Annotated in this window: 21 protein-coding genes and 1 pseudogene; 14 read left to right on the top strand and 8 right to left on the bottom strand. The window is 69.6% G+C overall.

Translation table 11 applies throughout. From position 1 onward, the window contains the following. Position 1 precedes the first annotated feature (1 nt). Together ABD437_RS42430 and ABD437_RS42425 are read left to right on the top strand one after the other, a co-directional pair. Positions 2 to 666 (top strand): annotated as a pseudogene (locus tag ABD437_RS42430) (HAD family hydrolase). Positions 667 to 971: 305 nt separating this feature from the next. After that, positions 972 to 2,135, top strand: coding sequence for a hypothetical protein (locus ABD437_RS42425; RefSeq protein ID WP_344654655.1), 1,164 nt, complete (start codon positions 972 to 974; stop codon positions 2,133 to 2,135). A gap of 350 nt (positions 2,136 to 2,485) precedes the next feature. Here the strand turns inward: ABD437_RS42425 and ABD437_RS42420 are convergent, their stop codons facing one another. Both ABD437_RS42420 and ABD437_RS42415 read right to left on the bottom strand, forming a co-directional pair. Beyond that, a complete protein-coding gene (locus ABD437_RS42420) occupies positions 2,486 to 3,148 on the bottom strand; it encodes a TRADD-N-associated membrane domain-containing protein (RefSeq protein ID WP_344654654.1) in 663 nt (220 codons plus the stop codon). A 428-nt stretch (positions 3,149 to 3,576) separates the two neighbouring features. Continuing rightward, positions 3,577 to 3,840, bottom strand: coding sequence for a hypothetical protein (locus ABD437_RS42415; protein WP_344654653.1), 264 nt, complete (start codon positions 3,838 to 3,840; stop codon positions 3,577 to 3,579). Between the two features lie 430 nt (positions 3,841 to 4,270). On the opposite strand from ABD437_RS42415, the gene ABD437_RS42410 reads away from it, so the two are divergent. Beyond that, positions 4,271 to 4,450: a hypothetical protein gene (locus ABD437_RS42410; RefSeq protein ID WP_344654652.1), complete on the top strand. Its 180-nt coding sequence runs from the start codon at positions 4,271 to 4,273 to the stop codon at positions 4,448 to 4,450. Here the strand turns inward: ABD437_RS42410 and ABD437_RS42405 are convergent. Together ABD437_RS42405 and ABD437_RS42400 are read right to left on the bottom strand one after the other, a co-directional pair. Next, positions 4,426 to 4,605 carry a hypothetical protein gene (locus tag ABD437_RS42405; RefSeq protein ID WP_344654651.1) on the bottom strand — a complete coding sequence of 60 codons (180 nt, stop codon included), beginning with the start codon at positions 4,603 to 4,605 and terminating at the stop codon, positions 4,426 to 4,428. The two genes, ABD437_RS42410 and ABD437_RS42405, sit on opposite strands and share 25 nt — an antisense overlap. 124 nt (positions 4,606 to 4,729) lie before the next feature. Continuing rightward, the gene (locus tag ABD437_RS42400) at positions 4,730 to 5,635 is read right to left on the bottom strand and encodes an alpha/beta hydrolase (protein WP_344654650.1); all 906 of its coding nucleotides are present in this window, start codon (positions 5,633 to 5,635) and stop codon (positions 4,730 to 4,732) included. Positions 5,636 to 5,711: 76 nt separating this feature from the next. Between ABD437_RS42400 and ABD437_RS42395 the strand changes: the two genes are divergently transcribed. The 9 genes from ABD437_RS42395 (at position 5,712) to ABD437_RS42355 (ending at position 12,934) form a co-directional block, all read left to right on the top strand. Then, complete coding sequence (locus ABD437_RS42395; RefSeq protein WP_344654649.1) at positions 5,712 to 7,157, top strand: AlkA N-terminal domain-containing protein; 1,446 nt, start codon at positions 5,712 to 5,714, stop codon at positions 7,155 to 7,157. A gap of 15 nt (positions 7,158 to 7,172) precedes the next feature. After that, entirely contained in the window at positions 7,173 to 7,682 is a 510-nt protein-coding gene (locus ABD437_RS42390; RefSeq protein ID WP_344654648.1) for a methylated-DNA--[protein]-cysteine S-methyltransferase, read from the top strand. A 109-nt stretch (positions 7,683 to 7,791) separates the two neighbouring features. Next, positions 7,792 to 8,619, top strand: coding sequence for a metal-dependent hydrolase (locus ABD437_RS42385; RefSeq protein WP_344654647.1), 828 nt, complete (start codon positions 7,792 to 7,794; stop codon positions 8,617 to 8,619). A gap of 46 nt (positions 8,620 to 8,665) precedes the next feature. Then, complete coding sequence (locus ABD437_RS42380; RefSeq protein ID WP_344654646.1) at positions 8,666 to 9,412, top strand: class I SAM-dependent methyltransferase; 747 nt, start codon at positions 8,666 to 8,668, stop codon at positions 9,410 to 9,412. A 49-nt stretch (positions 9,413 to 9,461) separates the two neighbouring features. Further along, the gene (locus ABD437_RS42375; RefSeq protein ID WP_344654645.1) at positions 9,462 to 9,836 is read left to right on the top strand and encodes a VOC family protein; all 375 of its coding nucleotides are present in this window, start codon (positions 9,462 to 9,464) and stop codon (positions 9,834 to 9,836) included. Between the two features lie 4 nt (positions 9,837 to 9,840). After that, positions 9,841 to 10,347 carry a GNAT family N-acetyltransferase gene (locus tag ABD437_RS42370; protein WP_344654644.1) on the top strand — a complete coding sequence of 169 codons (507 nt, stop codon included), beginning with the start codon at positions 9,841 to 9,843 and terminating at the stop codon, positions 10,345 to 10,347. 45 nt (positions 10,348 to 10,392) lie between these two features. Next, positions 10,393 to 11,220 (top strand): SDR family NAD(P)-dependent oxidoreductase, encoded by an 828-nt coding sequence (locus tag ABD437_RS42365; RefSeq protein WP_344654643.1) that lies wholly within the window; start codon positions 10,393 to 10,395, stop codon positions 11,218 to 11,220. After that, positions 11,220 to 11,807 (top strand): TetR/AcrR family transcriptional regulator, encoded by a 588-nt coding sequence (locus ABD437_RS42360; protein WP_344654642.1) that lies wholly within the window; start codon positions 11,220 to 11,222, stop codon positions 11,805 to 11,807. Before ABD437_RS42365 ends, ABD437_RS42360 begins: the two co-directional genes overlap by 1 nt. Before the next feature lie 32 nt (positions 11,808 to 11,839). Beyond that, positions 11,840 to 12,934, top strand: coding sequence for a DNA alkylation repair protein (locus ABD437_RS42355; RefSeq protein WP_344654641.1), 1,095 nt, complete (start codon positions 11,840 to 11,842; stop codon positions 12,932 to 12,934). Here ABD437_RS42355 and ABD437_RS42350 read toward each other — a convergent pair. The 3 genes from ABD437_RS42350 to trxA form a co-directional block, all read right to left on the bottom strand. Then, entirely contained in the window at positions 12,915 to 13,094 is a 180-nt protein-coding gene (locus ABD437_RS42350) for a DUF1059 domain-containing protein (protein WP_344654640.1), read from the bottom strand. The two genes, ABD437_RS42355 and ABD437_RS42350, sit on opposite strands and share 20 nt — an antisense overlap. A gap of 88 nt (positions 13,095 to 13,182) precedes the next feature. Next, positions 13,183 to 14,445 carry an EAL domain-containing protein gene (locus ABD437_RS42345; protein WP_344654639.1) on the bottom strand — a complete coding sequence of 421 codons (1,263 nt, stop codon included), beginning with the start codon at positions 14,443 to 14,445 and terminating at the stop codon, positions 13,183 to 13,185. A 138-nt stretch (positions 14,446 to 14,583) separates the two neighbouring features. Beyond that, the gene (gene trxA / locus ABD437_RS42340) at positions 14,584 to 14,967 is read right to left on the bottom strand and encodes a thioredoxin (RefSeq protein WP_344654638.1); all 384 of its coding nucleotides are present in this window, start codon (positions 14,965 to 14,967) and stop codon (positions 14,584 to 14,586) included. Positions 14,968 to 15,078: 111 nt separating this feature from the next. Here trxA and ABD437_RS42335 point away from each other — a divergent pair, with 111 nt between their 5' ends. Together ABD437_RS42335 and ABD437_RS42330 are read left to right on the top strand one after the other, a co-directional pair. Further along, positions 15,079 to 15,483, top strand: a complete 405-nt coding sequence (locus ABD437_RS42335) for a (deoxy)nucleoside triphosphate pyrophosphohydrolase (protein ID WP_344654637.1) — start codon at positions 15,079 to 15,081, stop codon at positions 15,481 to 15,483. Between the two features lies 1 nt (position 15,484). Further along, positions 15,485 to 15,949 (top strand): SRPBCC family protein, encoded by a 465-nt coding sequence (locus ABD437_RS42330; RefSeq protein WP_344654636.1) that lies wholly within the window; start codon positions 15,485 to 15,487, stop codon positions 15,947 to 15,949. On the opposite strand, the gene ABD437_RS42325 is transcribed toward ABD437_RS42330, so the two are convergent. Further along, complete coding sequence (locus tag ABD437_RS42325) at positions 15,933 to 16,793, bottom strand: CpaE/TadZ family protein (protein ID WP_344654635.1); 861 nt, start codon at positions 16,791 to 16,793, stop codon at positions 15,933 to 15,935. The two genes, ABD437_RS42330 and ABD437_RS42325, sit on opposite strands and share 17 nt — an antisense overlap. Between the last annotated feature and the right edge of the window lie 1,028 nt (positions 16,794 to 17,821).

Raw genomic sequence — 17,821 nt, 5'->3', positions numbered from 1 at the left:
CGTGCCCATCCGTGCTGTCTGGTTCGACGTCGGCGAAACCCTCATCGACGAGTCCCACGAGTACGGCACATGGGCCGACTGGCTCGGCGTCCCCCGACACACCTTCACCGCCATGTTCGGCGCCGTCCTAGCCCGCGGCGAGGACTACCGCACTGTCTTCGAGCATTTCAAGCCCGGCTTCAACCTGGAGAAGGAACGTCAAGCACGCCTCGACGCCGGGATGGGCGAGTACCTCAACGCCCTCAACCTCTACCCGACGTCCGCGACTGCCTCACCGAGCTCCGCGAGGGCGGCTACTTCGTCGGCATCGCGGGCAACCAGACGGTTCGCGCCGGCCAGTTCCTGCGAGAGCTCAACTTGCCGTGCGACCTGCTCGCCACGTCCGACGACTGGGCCGTCACAAAGCCTGACGTCGCCCTCTTCGAGAAGCTCATCGAGGTCAGCGGCCACCGCCCCGACGAAATCGCCTACGTCGGCGACCGCCTCGACAACGACATCGCGCCCGCCGCGAAAGCAGGCCTATTTACGGTTTGGATACGGCGAGGGCCTTGGGGATACGTGCAACAGCCCTGCCAGACTATGACACCGGCTGCGCTCAGAAAAGTTGACGCTTCTCTAGAGATCCACCACTTGCGACAGCTATCAATTAACATCAGCGACCGATAGTCACATCTGCCTCTGGAAGCTCGCTCGTCGCGCTAGCAATCCTGAACAGGAGTGCTTAGCTACCCGACATATTGATGACTAACGGCATGAATTTCGATCCGCCTGTGGCGCAACGGGCGGATCGTTAAGCTGTACCGCCATGGGGTCGCATTACCACTCTCTTCATGCTGGCCGTCCGCATAAATACTCGATCGCTCGAGGACCGAGTGGCTACTAGACACTCGCGAGTTCGAGTTCCCCCCGAACACCTGTGCGAATGCACCCCCGTTGCCTTCTTGGTGCGTACACCTATTTCCATCCTAAGGATGGCGCTCTATATCCTGTGCTTTGCGGCGGTGGTGGAGATACTCATAATCAAGCTCGGAACAGTCGTTAGAGTGGCGATCACGGTCGGATACTTTCTGTTCACGCTCCCATTCTTTGGCTGGCTATTTCGCGAAATGCGTGACTTAGATGAGCATTCCGTGCTGTGGAAAGAACGGGCCCGTTCAGCAAGTCGCCAGCTCTACCCGGAGGCTAAGACTGCGATTAGCGGGATCCCTGCCGGGAAGTGGATATGCATAGTCGACAAATATGAAGACGACAGGAAGGAGGCCGGGGCGAAGCCAGGCGAGTTTCTAGCGTCCTACCATCTAGTTCTTTCCACGGTGCACGTCAACGGAATTAAGCAGTCGCTCGCACTGTCAAACGGATCAATACTTGACTGGCATCCCGCTGGCAAGGCGTTTTGCGTCGATCAACCCGATACGCACTCAAGTCGTTCGCACGGCTCAGATTTGGACTCCACCCAGATGGCTAGCCATCTGGAGCGGATCATTTCCTTTCTGGCGCTGGAGAACCGGCATGTCCCTATTATCGATCTTGCGATTGCTGACACGCGAGAAATTTCCCCTGAAGAGCTTCACGCGCTAGTTGCAGCATTTTGGTGGCATATGATTGAAGTAAGGCGTGATGCATTGGGAAGGCGAGATTTTTTTCAGGCTTATCAGCGAACTAGAAACGGGGCGGCAGATTTTGCCGAGTCGTTCAACGGCTTGGCCGTCAGCCTCACTCCCGCTGGCCATGCGTGGCATCGAGCACTGGCGGATCAAAAAACGGCCACCGCAATCCAGAAGGGTAAGCAAATGCCTAACCGGCGGCAATCATTCTCCTTCGGTTCGTACTCCAACGTGAATTTCAGCTACGCCGAGGGCAACAATACGAGCAAGCAGAGCTTTAGCCGGGAGGATATATCGCCAGCCGACTTAGTCGCAGCGCTCCAAATCGTCTTGAAAGACAATGAGGTGCCGTGGGATTCTCCTGCCCTAGTAGAGGCGCGACAGACACTGGAAACTGTCGTTACGAGCGGAGACGTGAATACCCGCGGTCTTAAGACTGCAGTCTCTAAAGTTGTTCAAGTCTGCGAAGCGTTGGCGCTAGGCATCGCAGGAAACACGGCCTTTGAAGTGCTCAAAGCATTCGCTCAGTAAACAGGCGACGCCGGTGAGGACTTTCTCCTCTCAGTCAAGGGCGGCCCTGAGCGGGCCGCCGCACCAGCCGCCGGAGGACACGACCGCGGCTGCTAGCTGACGCGCAGCCGCGGTCGCTCGGCTGAGTGCGAAAGTGGCGGCAGAGGCCGCCGAAAGACGAAAAGCCGTTCCTCCGGAGGGGATCTCTGGCAGAAGGACGGAATCCCGCCTGCCGACGACCCGAGCGGAGCCGAGCCGACCAGCAGCCGGCGGCACGATCCGCCGTTGGAGTGTCAAGCCGCCGTTGACAGGCGCGCCGCCGGCCGCCGCCCCGCTTCCCCTACGGGCGGTTCGACGGCAGACGGGATGCCTCACGACGACGAGACTTCCCCGTCGATAATCGGCTTGGCCTCGATTTGTTCCGTGATCCGAGGCGCCACCAGCCCTCGAGCAATCTCAGCTCGAACGTTGTTCCGAAGGGCATCGTCGTCAATGGCCTCTGCGATCAACACAGCTTGCGCTAGTTGTGTCTCCGCATTCCAATGCGCGCCCACCAAGTTGGCTTGTTCGGCGGCATGATTACGTGCCTTGTCGGCCCTTGAAGCCAACACCCCGCCCATCCCGCTAAGTACGACACCAATCGCACCTGGAACGACAGATACTACAATTGAATCGCCCGACCAGAATCTCGCGGTGCCGACTATGGCCGCGATCAGAATAAGGGAAGCGCCAATCGCTAAGAAAAGGATGCTGAGATAGAAAGTGACACGCGCCTCCAGTAGCGCAGACTGGAGAAACGCACTCATAAAGTTATTTCGATTTTCGAGCACGCCTTCTACGAGCGGATCGCGAACATCAGTCTTCTCTTTGGAATCCCCAGTTTGAATACCGAAGTTTAGAGTCGACCCTCTAATTTCGCCAAAACTAACATTATAGGTTTGACTCCCAAAGATCTCGCGCGCTTCTCTACGCATACGTTCGGTCCCATCTTCAGCAGCCTCCGAAGCCGACTGCTCGTCATGAGTCTCCGACATGCGCCACCTCTCCTGACCGGAGATTTGAGTGCCTAAGTTTACGCGAAGGCCACAACCCGAGAACCTCTGCTCACCGAGAGTACCGAACTTGTACAAGCAGAGTAGGCACCGCGCGGCATCATAGGCCGTCACCGCCAAACCAAGAGCGGATGACGCAGCGTCGCGCGAAAATCGCTGGATGGTGCACTTCACCCCGACCGGTTGGGAAGCCACGTAGGACGAAGCACCCTCCCGAAGGCAGCGACCAGTCCAACTCTTCGACGACGATGGCCGCGCCATGGTCGTGGACGAGCGAAGCGGCGAGCTCCGACCCGCAGCAGCGATCCACGGCTTCGCCGGTCTGCAGCCTGCCTCCCGCATCGTTGGCATCGCATCGAACGAGCCCGGCTATGCAGTCGAGTACACCTGGGAAGACGGCGCGGTCACCGTCAAGCTGAGTCGAGCGTCAGCGCCAACGCCCGCTCGGTCACGCACGACGAGCGCGGCGTGGCGACGACGAGCGCGACGCTTGACCAGTCTTCGAGCACATGCGCCAGGACATGCGCCCGGGCTCGGCTCATCCGGAGGACGACCGCGGGGACTTGATCGCCGCTCTCGGGATCGAGGATTGCGCTTCCGTCGTTCTCAACGATCTGACCGTCGTCGAGCTCAACCCGGAACCTGGGCCGGGGTACGTCGATAGAGTCCGTCACTGGGTCTTCGCCCTTCTGAGGAGGGTGAGGATCAAGGCCCGGGACGGTGCTGGAACACCGACCCGGGCCGTCTACAACCGGGTGCATCTATCCGACCGCGTCGACGGCTGACGAAGAAGGTCCCGCAACTAGTCCGTTCGCTCGCTACCTCCTAGTCCGCGTACTAGTCCCGCAGCTCAGGGCCGCAGGCGGCGACCCCAAGAAGCCCAACAGACGGGGCACGCACGGGGCACAAGGCCCCGGAAACCGGTGTCAACGAGCGGCAACCGTTGAAGGCCCGCGTCGCTGGTCAGCGGCAACGCGGCAGGTCACCGCCGAGCCGCACCGAGTTCCGCTTCAACGTCTAGGGCTGTCCACACGGCGGCCGGATGTCCACAGGGCGTCGTCCGTCGTCCCCGTACGGGGCGGGCCGGTGGCTACGGTCGGTCGTGTGCAGCCGGAATCGTGGGTCGAGCAGCTCGCGGCCGAGCGGGCGACGAGGGTCGAACGCAAGGCCGCGGAGCGGGCGTTCCACGCGGTGCGTCGGCGCCACGGGGTGCGGGCCCGCAACCGGGCCAAGGTGGAGCGGCTCGAGGAGGAGCCGTCCTACTTGCCCGAGGGTGGGTCGTAGCGGCGCAGGCGGCGCTTCACCGCGGCCACGTAGCGCCGCCGGCGGCGTCCCCTGACCTTGTCGATGGCGCGGGCCCAGAGGCCGGTCTCCACGGGCGGAGCGGCGCTGACCCGGTGGGCGCCGACGGGATGGCTCGATGCGTTTGCCAGCGTCATGGGTCGATCACCCCCCGGAGCATCGCGCGAGTTAGTGTTTCGGCTCCACTTATTGTGCCGCGCCTGACAAGTGGATGCTGTCAGCTATCCGGCGGACAATCATCACAGCCGAATCCGGAACTTGTCACAAATGCCGGGCGAAGAACTCCGCTGCCCGCTCTGTAGCCGGATCGACGTACTCGGGGCGGTCGTAGAGATCGATGTGATTCGACGTCTCGAGCCAGAGGATCTCGCTCGGGCCGGTCGCGCGCTCGAACACCGCTCGCGCGCCGTCGGGGGAGCAGAACGCGTCGGTGGTGCCGTGCACGACCAGCAGCGGCGTCGGCCCGAGGAAGTCGGCGCCGATGGCCAGGTCGACGGTGATGAGCTCACGGACGGTCTGGCGGGTGAGCCGGTTGACCCAGCCAGGGCTGGCCGAGCGCTCGGTGCCGTAGTACGCGAACGGCTCGGCGCCGGCCATCACCGCCGGTTCGTCCTCGTCGTCGGAGACCGCGGCGAGGTAGTCGACCCGGCCGGTGCGGTACTGCTCGGCGGCGGCCTCGGCGAAGTGCGCGAGCTGGGCCCGGTAGCCGTCGGCGCCCATCGCCGACCGCATCGCGGCGGGGTCGTTGTAGCCGCCGGCAATGCACGCGACGGCCTTGATCCGCGGGTCGAACGCGGCGAAGCGCAGCGCGTACCCGCCACCGAGGCAGATCCCGACCGCACCGATGCGTGCGGCGTCGACGGCCGGGTGGATCCCGAGCGCGCTGACCGCGTTACGCAGGTCGGCGAGTTTGCCCGCGGCGTCCTCGTGCTGGCGGGGTTCGCCGTCGCTCGCGCCGAAGTTGCGGTGGTCGAACGCCAGCGTCACGTAGCCGGCCGCGGTGAGGCGCTCGGCGTACCCGCCGACGACCTGTTCCTTGACGCCGGAGAGCGGACCGGTGAAGACGAGCGCGGGCCAACCGCCTTCCGGTGCCGGGCCGGACGGGACACGCAGGATGCCGGCCAGCGCCAGCCCATCGCTGTGGAACTCGAAATCTGTTTCGGTCACGCCACAGGATCGCACGTTATGCACAGGTCCGATTTCCGCCAGCCAGCGGCGTGGTCGCCGGGGCAGGATCAGTGACGTGACCGCGCTACTCGACCCCGATTTCTGCTACCGCGTCGCCCGCAGCCGCGACTCGCGGTTCGACGGGCAGTTCGTGCTCGCGGTGACGTCCACGGGTATCTACTGCCGTCCGAGCTGCCCGGCGATGACGCCGAAGCGCAGCAACGTCCGCTTCTACCGCACACCGGCCACCGCGCAGGCCGAGGGCTTCCGGGCCTGCCTGCGCTGCCTGCCCGACGCGGCGCCCGGCTCGCCCGACTGGGATCTGCGTGCCGACCTGGTCGGGCGGGCGATGCGTCTGGTCAGCGACGGTGTCGTCGAGCGTGACGGCGTCCGCGGCCTGGCCGAGCGGCTCGGCTACTCGGCCCGCCACCTCAACCGGCAGCTGATCGCCGAGCTCGGCGTGGGGCCGCTGGCCCTGGCGCGGGCCCGGCGGGCGCAGATCGCACGCACGCTCATCGAAACCACCGCGCTGCCGTTCGCCGAGGTCGCGTTCGCGGCCGGGTTCAGCAGCATCCGGCAGTTCAACGACACCGTGCGTGAGGTGTTCGCGGCGACGCCGAGCGAGCTGCGGGCGAAGCGCGGCGCGAAAGCGGTCGGCGGCCCCGGCCTGATCGGTCTCCGGCTGGCGTACCGGGAGCCGTTCGACGCCGGGGCGCTGTGGGCGTTCCTCGGCGCGCGGGCGGTGCCGGGCGTGGAGGAGTTCGACGGCGACACCTACCGGCGGACGCTCCGGCTGCCGCGCGGCGTCGGGTCGGTCGCGCTCACGCCGGCCGCCGGGCACGTCCACGCCGAGCTGGCCCTGGCCGACCTGCGCGATCTCGGCACCGCCGTGCACCGCTGCCGCCGCCTGCTCGATCTGGACGCCGACCCGGTGGCGGTCGACACCGCGCTGGCCACCGACCCGGTGCTCGGCCGACTCGTCGCCGCGCATCCGGGGCTGCGTGTGCCGGGCGCCGTCGACGGCACCGAGCTCGCGGTCCGCGCGGTGCTCGGCCAGCAGGTGTCGGTGGCGGCCGCACGCACGATTGCCGGCCGGTTGGCCGAGGCCTACGGGGAGGCGGTCGAGCCCGAAGGCGCACGCGTCTTCCCGTCGGCCGAGGCGCTGGCCGAACTCTCCCCGGCCGAGCTCCCGATGCCGGGCAACCGGGCCCGGTCGTTGCTCGCGCTCTGCGCCGCGCTCGCGAGCGGCGAGCTCGTCCTCGACTCCGGCACCGATCCGGCCGACGCGCTGGCCGCTCTCCAGGAAATCCCCGGCATCGGGGCGTGGACCGCCGGTTACATCGCGATGCGCGCTACCGGAGCCCCCGATGTGTTCCTCTCCGGCGACCTCGGTGTCCGGCGCGCCGCCGCGCGTCTCGGTCTGCCCGAGTCGCCGAGCGCGCTTGACGACCACGCGAGCCGCTGGCGCCCGTGGCGGTCGTACGCCGTGCTCCACCTGTGGCAATCCGAACTCCAGCAGTGAGAAAGGACGGACGTGATGTCCTCCCCGACCTACTACTCCACCGTCGACACTCCGATCGGCCCGTTCACCGCGGTCGAGACCGGCGGCACCGTGCTCGCCAGCGGTTGGACGAGCACGATCGAGGATCTGATCGAGATCATCCATCCGTCGTTGCGTCCGGCCGAGTTCGTGGCCAGGGCCGAGCTGGGCGACGTCACCAAGGCGATCGTCCAGTACCACGAGGGTGACCTCACGGCCGTCGACACGATCCCGGTACGCCAGAAATCCGGAGACTTCCTGCAGCAGGCGTGGGAGGTCCTGCGCACGGTGCCGCCGGGCTCGGCGATCACGTACACGGAGTACGCCCGGCTGGCCGGCAAGCCGGCCGCGATCCGGGCCGCGGCGTCGGCCTGTGCACGTAACGCCGCCGCGCTGTTCGTGCCGTGTCACCGGGTGTTGCGTCAGGACGGCACGCTCGGCGGCTTCCGCTGGGGCGTCCAGGTCAAGCGTCGGCTGCTCGATCACGAGGCTCGCACAGACGTTTGATTTCACGCGTGTCGCTGTCCGGTTGGTCGAACGATGCGTGCTTCACTGTGCGGGTTTCGCCGAGGTTCTACCGTGGATCTCGGACGTACACAGTGGAAAGTGAGCGCGCATGGTCATGGGGCCTACCCATGCCATCTCCGGAGCGGCCGCCTGGTTGGTCGGCTCCGCGGTGGCGGCCCAACTCGGTCATTACATGCAGTCGCCGATCGAGCTGACGACCTACACGGTCGCGTGCGCCGGGGCCGCGTTACTGCCTGACCTGGATACCTCGGGCAAAGTGACCAAGAACAAGGGTGGGGCCACGGTAGCCCGCACCTTCGGCGTGGTCTCGCTATTCCTCGCCGAATGCGTGGAGAAGTTCTCGCTCGGCGTTTACAAGCTCACCCGCTCGAAGCGTGACGGCAAGCGCAGCAACGGCCACCGCACGTTCACGCACACCTGGCTGTTCGCGGCCGGGCTCGGTGCCGGCACGGGTTACCTGGCCGAGCAGTACGGCAAGACGGCCGTGGCCATCGCGCTGTTCTTCCTGTTCGGGCTCGGCATCCGCGGGCTGATGGCCGACGCGGTGAAGGCCTCCGGGTGGATCATCGTCACCGCGCTGTCCGCGACCGCCGCGTACGTCGCGATCGACACGCTGCCGGCCGACCGGGGCTATCCGCTGCTCGGGCTCTCGGTCGGCATCGGCTGCGTGGTGCACACGTTCGGCGACATGATCACCAAGGCGGGCTGCCCGGTGCTCTGGCCGCTGCCGATCCGCGGGGAGCGCTGGTACGAGGTCGGCATGCCCGACAAGATCGCGGTCCGGGCCGGTGGCACAGTGGAGCGCACGGTGCTGGTGCCCGCGTTCACGGTGCTCGCCGTGCTGGGAGTGATCGTCAGCGTGCCGGGCGTCGCCGCCCTGCTCAGCCGGCTGCTCGGTCAGCTCTCCTCCACATAGTGAGACGCTATTCCTGAATCGTGAGAACACCGATAGGGTCGCAGGCATGAGCACGCAGACCTGGGATGCCGCGCTGTACGACCGCCACCACGGTTTTGTCGCCTCGTACGGGCAGGATCTGCTCGAACTGCTGGCCGCGCTCCCGGGCGAGCGGGTGCTCGACCTGGGGTGCGGCACCGGCGATCACGTGGCGTTGCTGCGGTCGCGCCGGGTGGTCGCCGACGGGGTCGACGCCAGCGCCGAGATGATCGCGCGCGCCGAGGAGAAGTACCCCGACTTCCCGTACTTCGCGGTCGCGGACGCCCGGAAGCTGGGCGTCGAGGGCCGGTACGACGCGGTGTTCTCCAACGCCGTGCTGCACTGGGTGCCGCAGCCGTGGCGGGTCGCCTCCTCGGTGGCCAAGGCGCTCAAGCCCGGCGGCCGGTTCGTCGCCGAGTTCGGCGGCTCGGGCAACGTCGGCACGATCATCGGCGCGGCGCAGGACGTCCGGGTCGAAGCGGGCCTGCCGGCCGCGAAGACGCCCTGGTACTACCCGTCGGTGGCGCAGTACGCGAGGGTGGTCGAGCGGGCCGGGCTCGAGGTGCGCTCGGCGTGGCTCTTCGACCGCCCCACCGTGCTCGACGGCACGGCCGGTCTGGAGAACTGGGTGCGCATGTTCGCCGGGTTCCTGCTCGAGGGTGTCGACGAGGCGGTGTTCTTCCGGAAGCTCGAGGAGCGCGTGCACGAGGTGCTCTGGCGCAACGGGGCCTGGTGGGCCGATTACCGCCGGCTCCGGATCGTCGCGGTGAAGTAGAAAACCGCTGGTTCCGCTCGTCATTCTGTAAACGAGTGAGGAGAGAGCCGTGGGACGACAGGTCGTGCACTTCGAGATCATCGGCGCGGAGCCGGCGAAGCTCCGCGACTACTACGCCGCGCTGTTCGACTGGGAGTACCGCGTCGGCGACGCCACCACCGACGAGGTCTCCCGGCCCGGTGAGTACGGCTTCGTCGAGGCGGGCACGGCCGGCCTCAACGGCGGGATCGGCGGGGGTGAGGGCCACCGGCCACGGGTGCTGTTCTACGTCGCGGTGCCGGACGTGGAGGCCGCGCTGCGCGACGCCGAGCGGCTGGGTGGCACCCGGGTGCTGGGGCCGGAGCCGGCGTCGGGCGAGTTCCGGGTCGGGCAGTTCGTCGACCCCGAGGGCAACCTCGTCGGCGTCGCGGGGCCACTGGGGTGAGGCCGTGAGCGAACTGGCCGGGGCGCGGCTGCGGCTGCGCCCGTTCCGATCGGCGGACGAGGCGGCCGTTCACCGGTACGCCTCGGACCCCGAGGTCACCCGGTTCACCGACTGGGGTCCCAACACCCCGGCCGACACCGCCGAGTTCATCCGCGCGGTCGTCGACCCGCCGGCCTCCGTGCATCCGTTCGCGGTGGAGCTGCGTGAGTCCGGTGAGGTGATCGGCGGCGTCGAGCTCCGCGTGCTCGGTGACGTCGGCGTCTTCGGGTACACGCTGGCGCGCGCGTACTGGGGCCGGGGTCACGCCACCGAGGCCGCACGGCTCCTCGTGGAGTACGGGTTCGGGTCGCTGGGGCTGGCACGGATCGAGGCGACGTGCTCGCCGCAGAACCTCGCGTCGGCCCGGGTGCTCACCAAGGCCGGGCTCCAGCAGGTCGACCACCTCGTCGACCACGTGCTCGTGCGTGGTGTCTGGCGCGACTCGCTGCTGTTCGCGATCGTCCGGAAGTAGGAAAGTTTTCTAGAAAATTTTCTTGGTTCTCGGTACGGTCGCGGCATGGACGCGAAGACGGTCGTGGTCACCGGCGCCAATCGCGGTATCGGGTACGCCGTCGCCGAGGAACTCGTGCGCCGCGGGTACCGGGTGGTGCTGGTCAGTCGCCGGGCGGGCGCCAGTGCGGCGGCCGCGGCCGCACTGGCGCCCGTCGCGTCCGGCCCGCCACCGGTCGCGGCGGTCGGCGACCTCGCGACGCTCAGCGGCATCCGGGCCGCGGCCGACACGATCCGGGACGCGTGCCCGCGGCTCGACGTGCTCGTGCACAACGCCGGTCTGTGGCCGTCCCGCCGCACGCTCACGGCCGACGGCTTCGAGGAGTCGTTCGCGGTCAACCATCTCGCCCCGTTCCTGCTCAACCACCTGCTCGAACCGGAGCTCGCCGCCGCGCGGGGCCGGGTCGTGCAGGTCAGCGCCGGGCTCTACGTCAAAGGCCGGGCCGATCCGGCGCGGACGCCCACCGGCGCGGACTTCAGCGGCCTGCGCACCTACGCCGACACCAAGCTGTGCAACCTCCTGCTGATGCCGCTGTTCGCGGAGCGCTGGGCCGACCGGGGGATCACGATCAACGCCGTCCACCCCGGCGTGATCCGCACCGGGCTCGGCGACCGCTCCGGCCCGATCGGCGTCCTGCTCCGGCTGGCCAAACGACGCTGGGCGACGCCCGCGGAGGGCGCCGGGCCGATCGTCCGTCTGGTCACCGAACCGACCGGCACCGGCGCCTACCACCACCTGGACGAACCGACGCCGCTGACCGCGCCGGCCACCGACCGGGCCCTGGCCGAGCGGCTCTGGAGCCAGGCGGCCGAACTGACCGGCGTGCGGGTCTGATGTCGCCCAAACAGCAGCGCGGCGCCGAGACCGCACAGCGGTTGCTCGACGCCGCGCTGGCCGTGCACGAGGACGGGTCCCCGTTCACCGTGCAGGCCATCAGCGCGGCCAGCGGCGTCAGCCTCGGGAGCCTCTACCACCACTTCGGCAGCGCCGACGGGCTCGCCGCGGCGCTGTACACGCGCTGCATGGGCGAGCTGCTGGCCGCGGTGGCCGCTCCGCTGAGCCCGGCGGTGTCGGCGGAGGAGGGGGTCAGGGCGATCGCCACGGCGTATCTGACGTTCGTCGCGGACCATCCGGCGGCGGCCCGGTTCGTGCACGCGTCCCCGGCGTCGGGCTACCTCGCCGCCCACGCCGGAACGATCGCCGCGGCGAAGAAACCGGCCATCGAGCCGGTCGTCGAGTGGGTCCGGTCGCACGTGCGGGCCGGCCGCGTCGTCGACCTGCCCGACGCGCTGCTGGAGATGCTGATCATCGGCCCGGTGGCGGAGACCGCCCGCCGGTACCTGGCCGGCGCACCCGGCATCGACCTGGCCGACGCGGCCCGCGTGCTGCCCGAGCGGATCTGGTTCGCGGTGCGGGCCTGAGAACTGTCGTACCCCCGGCGCAGGATGCGGTCATGCCTTTCGCCGACGAGCTACTGGGCGCACCCGCGCTGGCCGCGTTGACGCGTGCGCTGGCCGCGGCCGCACCGGGAAATCCGCTCACCGCGCTCCGCCGGGTGGAGCTGGGCGATCTCCCGCTCCGCGAGCGCAGCGACCTGATCCGTGACGCACTGCTCGCCGACCTGCCCGGCGGCTACGACCCGTTCGCGGCGACGATCAGGGCGGCGTCGCTGCGCGGCTGGGGCATCTGGCCCGCCACCACCGCCGCGGTCACCCGCGCGCTCGACGACGGCGGCGACGCGGCGTTCGTCGACGTGTTCGCACTGCTCGCCGAACTCACCCCGCGGCTGACCGGCGAGTTCGCGATCCGGGCGCTGCTCTCGCACGACCTCGACCGGGCGCTCCCGATCGTGCTGGCCTGGGCCCGGTCGCCCGACGAGCACGTGCGTCGGCTGGCGTCGGAAGGCACGCGCCCGTTCCTTCCCTGGACGAAACGCGTGCCGGCGATCCTGGCCCGGCCGCACGCGACGATCCCGATCCTCGCCGCGCTCTACCGCGACGAGAGCGAGTACGTGCGCCGGTCCGTGGCCAACCATCTCAACGACCTGAGCCGCCACCATCCGGAGCTGGTCGTCCGGACGGCCGCGGACTGGCTGGCGGCTCCCGACGAGAACACCGCGCGGCTGGTCCGGCACGCGCTGCGCACGCTGGTCAAGAAGGGTGATCCGGCGGCGCTGGCCCTGCTGGGCTTCACCACGGGCGCCACGCTCGACGTGGTCGGGCCGACGCTGGCGGCGGTGGAGGTCCCGTACGGGGGCGCATTGCACTTCACCGCGGCGGTCACCAACCTCACCGGTGAGCCGGCGGTCGTCGCCGTGGACTACGTCGTCCACCACCGGAAAGCCGACGGTCGGCTCACCGGGAAGACGTTCAAGCTCACCACCGCGACGCTGGCGCCGGGTGAGCGGCGGGAGATCTCGCGGAGCCATTCGTTCCGCGAGATCACCACCCGCCGCTACCACCCGGGGCTGCACGCGATCGAGCTCCAGCTCAACGGCGTCGTCGCCGGTCGTACCGAGTTCTCCCTGCTCACGCCGCCTGAGTCGTGATGGCGCTCCGCACCGCGGCGACGAGTTCCCCGGGCAGGTCGACCAGCCCGTGGTCGGCCCGTGCGTGCTGCCCCACCAGGGCCAGGATCTCGTCGTCGGTGTCACCGGCGAACACGGCCGTGCAGCCGCGGACGACGTCACCACAGGCGAAGTGCTTCATGAGCGGTCTCCGTTCGCAGGGGAGCCGCCCGGGCCGGGTGATGGGCGGCTCTGCCAGGATCGGCGCGCCGCGCCCGCGCCTGAGGCGTTCAGCTGTGAGCGGTGTCTCGGGCCCCGACGACGTGCCGTGTCAGCTCGTCCATCAGCACGAGCCCGATCACCTGGCCCCAGCCGTCGGTGCACACCACGGGGTCGAAGCGGTGGGCTGCTTCCCGGGTCAGCGCGCGCATCAGCACGTCCTCGGCCGCGTCCGAGGCGAGCACCCGCAGGCTCACCGGCAGCTGCCGGAACCCACCGTCCCGGGGGTCGGGTGCGAGCATCGCCACCGGCGAGCCGCCGGCATCCACCACCACCGTCGGCTCGGTCGAGGTGCCGGCGTCCACGCGGTCCGCGGTGGTGACGGCCACCTTGCTGAGCATCACGCTGGCGATCGCCTCGGTCGCCGCCACCCGGGAGGTCTCGGCCAGGATCCGCGAGCGCACCTCGTCGGCCAGCGGCACCATCTCGTCGGCCGGGCGGCCGAGCAGCCATCCCTGGCCGAGCGGTACGCCCATCCGGCAGAACGTCGCCAGCTCCCCGACGGTCTCGATGCCCTCGGCCAGCAGCCACGCGTCGAGCCGGCCGGCGAACTGTCCGAGCAGCTCGGCCAGCGCCGCGCGCGCCGGGTCACGGTCGGCGCCCGCGACGAGGGCCCGGTCGAGCTTCACCAGGTGCGGCCGCAGTTCGAGGATCTGCTGGAGGCCGGCGTACCCGCTGCCCGCGTCGTCGACGGCGATCAACGCGCCGGCGGCACGCAGGCGATGGGTCTGGGCCGTGATCGATTCCAGGTCACCGAACGCCACGTGCTCGGTGAGCTCGACGACCACCCGGGACAGGTCGGTGACGCTGCCGAACGCCTCGTCGAGCTCCGGCGAACCGAGCAGGTGCGGGCTGACGTTCACCGTGAGGAACGCGTTCGGCGGCAGCTCGCCGAGCCGGGAGAGGGCCCGGGTGATCACCACGCCCTCCAGGGCCGGGCCGAGCCCGTTCTCCTCGGCGGCGCCGAACCACTGATCGGGGGCGAGGCGGTCGCCGACGCCGGGAACCGGCGAGTCGATGCGTGCCAGCGTCTCGTAGCCGGCGACGGTGCCGCGGGCGAGGTCGGCGATCGGTTGGAACACGACGCGGATCTGCTCGGGCGCGGCCAGCACCTCGGTGATCGCGGTGCGCCAGGCCCGCTGGCGCCGGATCGCGGCCGGGTCGGGCGGCATGGTCGGGCGCGAGCGGATCTTCTGGCCACCCCACCACGAGGTGGAGTCGTCGAGCGGGTCGTAGCCCGGCTCGGCGAGGCCCGTCACCGGAGGGCTGCTCATCCGGCCGACTCTTCACCCGCGTCGCGCATGCCCTCGCCCTGGTCTCCCGTGGTCACACCTCGGGTAGCCCATCGGGCCGAAAACACAAAACCTGAGAGATGCGGGGCCCATGGCCCCGATCTCCCAGGTCAGTGCAGGTCAGACCTGCGTACCGGCGTCCGCGGCCTCGGTGTCCTCGGCCTGCTTGCGCACCTCGTCCATGTCGAGCTCACGCGCCTGGCCGATCAGGTCCTCGAGTACGTCACCGGGCAGCGCACCCGGCCGGGCGTAGAGCACGACGCGGTCGCGGATCACCATCAGCGTCGGGATCGACTGGATGTCGAACGCGGCGGCCAGCTGCTGCTGGGCCTCGGTGTCGACCTTGCCGAACACGATGTCCTCGTGAGTCTCGGAGGCCTTCTCGAACACCGGCGCGAACTGGCGACACGGGCCGCACCAGCTAGCCCAGAAGTCCACCAGCGTGATGCCATCGCGCGCCAGCGTCTCGTTGAAGTTCTCGGTGGTCAGTTCCACCGTGGCCATCAGTGTCTCCCTCGGTTGTCGCTTGTCGTGTCAGAACAACGCGGCAGGCGGTCAGATCCTTCCTTGAGTGCCCCGTCCGACCGATCCGGGAACCTCTGGCAGGCTGAAGCGGTGGTCACCCCTCTGCTGATCGTCGTCGGCGCAGCGATCGTCAACGACCGCGGTCAGGTGCTGGCCGCCCAGCGCGCCGAGCCTCCCGCGCTGGCCGGAGGCTGGGAGTTCCCCGGCGGCAAGGTCGAGCCGGGAGAGCGCGACGAGGCCGCGATCGTCCGGGAATGCCGGGAGGAACTCGGCGTGGAGGTCGAAGTCGTCGAGCGGCTCGGCGGCGACCTGCCGCTGGAACGCGACCGGGGCGTGCTCCGGGTGTGGATCGTGCGTCTCGTCGCCGGAGAGCCCACCGCACTCGAACACGCGGCGCTGCGCTGGCTCGACGCCACCCAGCTCGACGACGTCGCCTGGCTGCCCGCCGACGCGCCGCTGATCGACGAGCTACGCGTCCGTCTGGCGAGGGTGTGACGTGTCGGTTCTGATCACGACGACGCTGATCCACGCCCCGGCGGCGCTGGTGTTCGACCTCGCGCGGGACGTGCGCGAGCACACCGCCGCGCTGGTGCACACCGCCGAGCGCACCGTCGCGCCGGGCCGGGTGAGCGGGCTGCTGGAAGCCGGTGACCTGGTGTGTTTCCGGGCCCGGCACTTCGGGCTCCCGCTGGCGCTGGACGCGCGGGTGGTGGAGGTCGACGCCCCGCGCCGGTTCAGCGACGAGCAGGTGCGCGGTCCGTTCCGCACGCTGCGTCACGATCACGTGTTCGCCGAGACCGGCGCCGGGACGCTGGTGACCGACCGGATCGTCTGGGAGTCACCGCTCGGCCTGCTCGGCCGGGTCGCCGACGAGGTGGCGGTGCGGCGTCAGCTCCTCTCGATCCTGATCGCGCGCAACGCCCACCTCAAACGGCGGGCCGAGGTCAGGGCAACGCCCTAGCCTTCGACAACGTGGCGGCGGCGAGTTGCACGGCCGAGTTGCGCGTGCGCTCGCCCAGACGCCAGGGCTCGATGGTCGAGCCCGTCGCCAGGTGCCGGTCGTAGGGCAACAGGGCCGGAACCACGCCGAACGGGGCGAATGCCTCGGCGGTGCGGTTCAGGTCGATGCTCACGGCCTGGGGGGACATCGCGGTCAACGCGATCGTGGCCTGCTGGAGGCGCTGCGGGTTCCACTCGCGGATCCACTCCAACGCCCGCCGGGCGCTCACCACGCCGTCGATGCTCGCCGGGGTGGCGAGCACGATCGCGTGCGCGTCGGAGAGCACGGCCTGGTTGAGCGGCGTCACCATGCCCGCGCCGGCGTCGACGACCGTGACGGCGAAGTACCGGCTGATGCCGTGCAGCACGCCGAAGTAGGCGTTGGGCGCCACGGTTTCCGGGGCGGCGGAACCGCGTTCGCCGGAGAGGATCCAGGCACCGGACTGGCTGCGGCCGAGGCACCGCTCGGCTTCGTCGAGGGTCGACCAGACGCGGGGTACCCGGCCGAGGTTGGCCAGCGAGGTGGGGGAGTTCGCGCCCAGGCGTAGGCCCAGTGAGCCCAGGTCGGGGTCGGCGTCGACCGCGAGCACCCGGTCGCCGCGGTGGGTGGCGTAGGCGCTGACCAGCAGTGCGGCGACGGTGCTCTTGCCGGAACCGCCGCGGATGCCGAGCACGGCGATGCGGCGGCCGGTGGTGACCGGTGCGGCGAGTTCGCCGGCGACGTCGTCGGCTCCGCGGGTGTTGCGGCCGGCGCCGCGGACGCTGCTGCGCAGGCGCTGGAGGCGGCTGTCGGCGTGTTCGGGCATCGGGAGCAGGCCCGACGGGGTCCACTGCTGCTGGACGGGCGTCGCGTCGGGGCCGAAGACCTTGGAGGGGCCCTGGGGCAGGGGAGGCTGCCCTTGCGGTGCCCCCTGTGGTGCCCCCTGTGGTGCCCCCTGTGGTGCCCCGCCTCCGAAGCCACCGCCCGGCTGCGGCGCGCCCGGCGCACCGGGCATCTGACCCCCCGGAACCGGCCCGGCCGCACCCGGTACCCCGGGCATCTGACCCGCGGGCATCTGAGCCGGAAGCATCGGCGCCCCGGGCATCGGCGCCCCGGGCATCGGCGCCCCAGGCATCGGCGCCCCAGGCATCTGAGCTGCGGGCGGCTGGGCCCCGGGCATCGGAGCCCCGTTGACCAGGCCTTCCGGCACCTGCGTTCCGGGCATCGGAGCCCCGGGAACCGACGAGCCCGGTAACGCCGTCACGCCGGCACCGCCGACCCCCGGCGAACCGGCCCCGGGCACCGGAAACCCCGGCGTACCCCCGCTACCCGGTACACCCGAGACCGGAGCCCCGGGCGCCGGTAACCCCGGGACCGCACCGTTCGCGGGCGGAAAACCCGCCGGATACGGCGCCGGCAACCCACCGTCAGCGGCCGGGTACGGGGCGGGAAAGCCCGTTTCCGGCGCGTACCCGGCGCCAGGAGGAAACGGCTGGCCCGGGGCCGGCGCCGGGAACCCATTCGGATCGAGCGGCGGCGTCGCCCCCAGCGGCGGCAGCGGCGGGAACGAGGTGGCGGGCGGAACGGCCTCGGGCGCCGCACTCTCCGCGCCCGGCGCACCGTTCTGCGTCGGGATCAACGACGGCAACCCACCGGGCGGAAGCATCGTGGTGGCCTCCGCACCGGGCTCGTCCGCGACCGGTGGGAACGCGGTCGGAATCGGCGCGGTGACGCCTAACGCGGCCGGATCGACCCGCTGCGTCGCCGTCGAATCATCCGGATCGAGGTCCGGTCCAGCACTGGTTTGATGGCCGTTGACGCTGGTGGACTCAGGTGCGAGGTCTCGCAGGACCG

It is taken from the genome of Cryptosporangium japonicum, assembly GCF_039524755.1.
GTDB lineage: Bacteria > Actinomycetota > Actinomycetes > Mycobacteriales > Cryptosporangiaceae > Cryptosporangium > Cryptosporangium japonicum.
The sequence above is the reverse complement of the archived record's forward strand: the minus strand, read 5'-3'. Positions and strand labels throughout refer to the sequence as shown.

Coding starts and splice junctions, on each gene's coding strand:
- trxA (WP_344654638.1), bottom strand. CDS start 14,967: ATGGCCACGGTGGAACTGACCACCGAGAACTTCAACGAGACGCTGGCG.
- ABD437_RS42405 (WP_344654651.1), bottom strand. CDS start 4,605: ATGACGCTGGCAAACGCATCGAGCCATCCCGTCGGCGCCCACCGGGTC.
- ABD437_RS42420 (WP_344654654.1), bottom strand. CDS start 3,148: ATGTCGGAGACTCATGACGAGCAGTCGGCTTCGGAGGCTGCTGAAGAT.
- ABD437_RS42365 (WP_344654643.1), top strand. CDS start 10,393: ATGGACGCGAAGACGGTCGTGGTCACCGGCGCCAATCGCGGTATCGGG.
- ABD437_RS42390 (WP_344654648.1), top strand. CDS start 7,173: ATGTCCTCCCCGACCTACTACTCCACCGTCGACACTCCGATCGGCCCG.
- ABD437_RS42355 (WP_344654641.1), top strand. CDS start 11,840: ATGCCTTTCGCCGACGAGCTACTGGGCGCACCCGCGCTGGCCGCGTTG.
- ABD437_RS42350 (WP_344654640.1), bottom strand. CDS start 13,094: ATGAAGCACTTCGCCTGTGGTGACGTCGTCCGCGGCTGCACGGCCGTG.
- ABD437_RS42385 (WP_344654647.1), top strand. CDS start 7,792: ATGGTCATGGGGCCTACCCATGCCATCTCCGGAGCGGCCGCCTGGTTG.
- ABD437_RS42380 (WP_344654646.1), top strand. CDS start 8,666: ATGAGCACGCAGACCTGGGATGCCGCGCTGTACGACCGCCACCACGGT.
- ABD437_RS42345 (WP_344654639.1), bottom strand. CDS start 14,445: ATGAGCAGCCCTCCGGTGACGGGCCTCGCCGAGCCGGGCTACGACCCG.
- ABD437_RS42425 (WP_344654655.1), top strand. CDS start 972: ATGGCGCTCTATATCCTGTGCTTTGCGGCGGTGGTGGAGATACTCATA.
- ABD437_RS42325 (WP_344654635.1), bottom strand. CDS start 16,793: ATGCCCGAACACGCCGACAGCCGCCTCCAGCGCCTGCGCAGCAGCGTC.
- ABD437_RS42360 (WP_344654642.1), top strand. CDS start 11,220: ATGTCGCCCAAACAGCAGCGCGGCGCCGAGACCGCACAGCGGTTGCTC.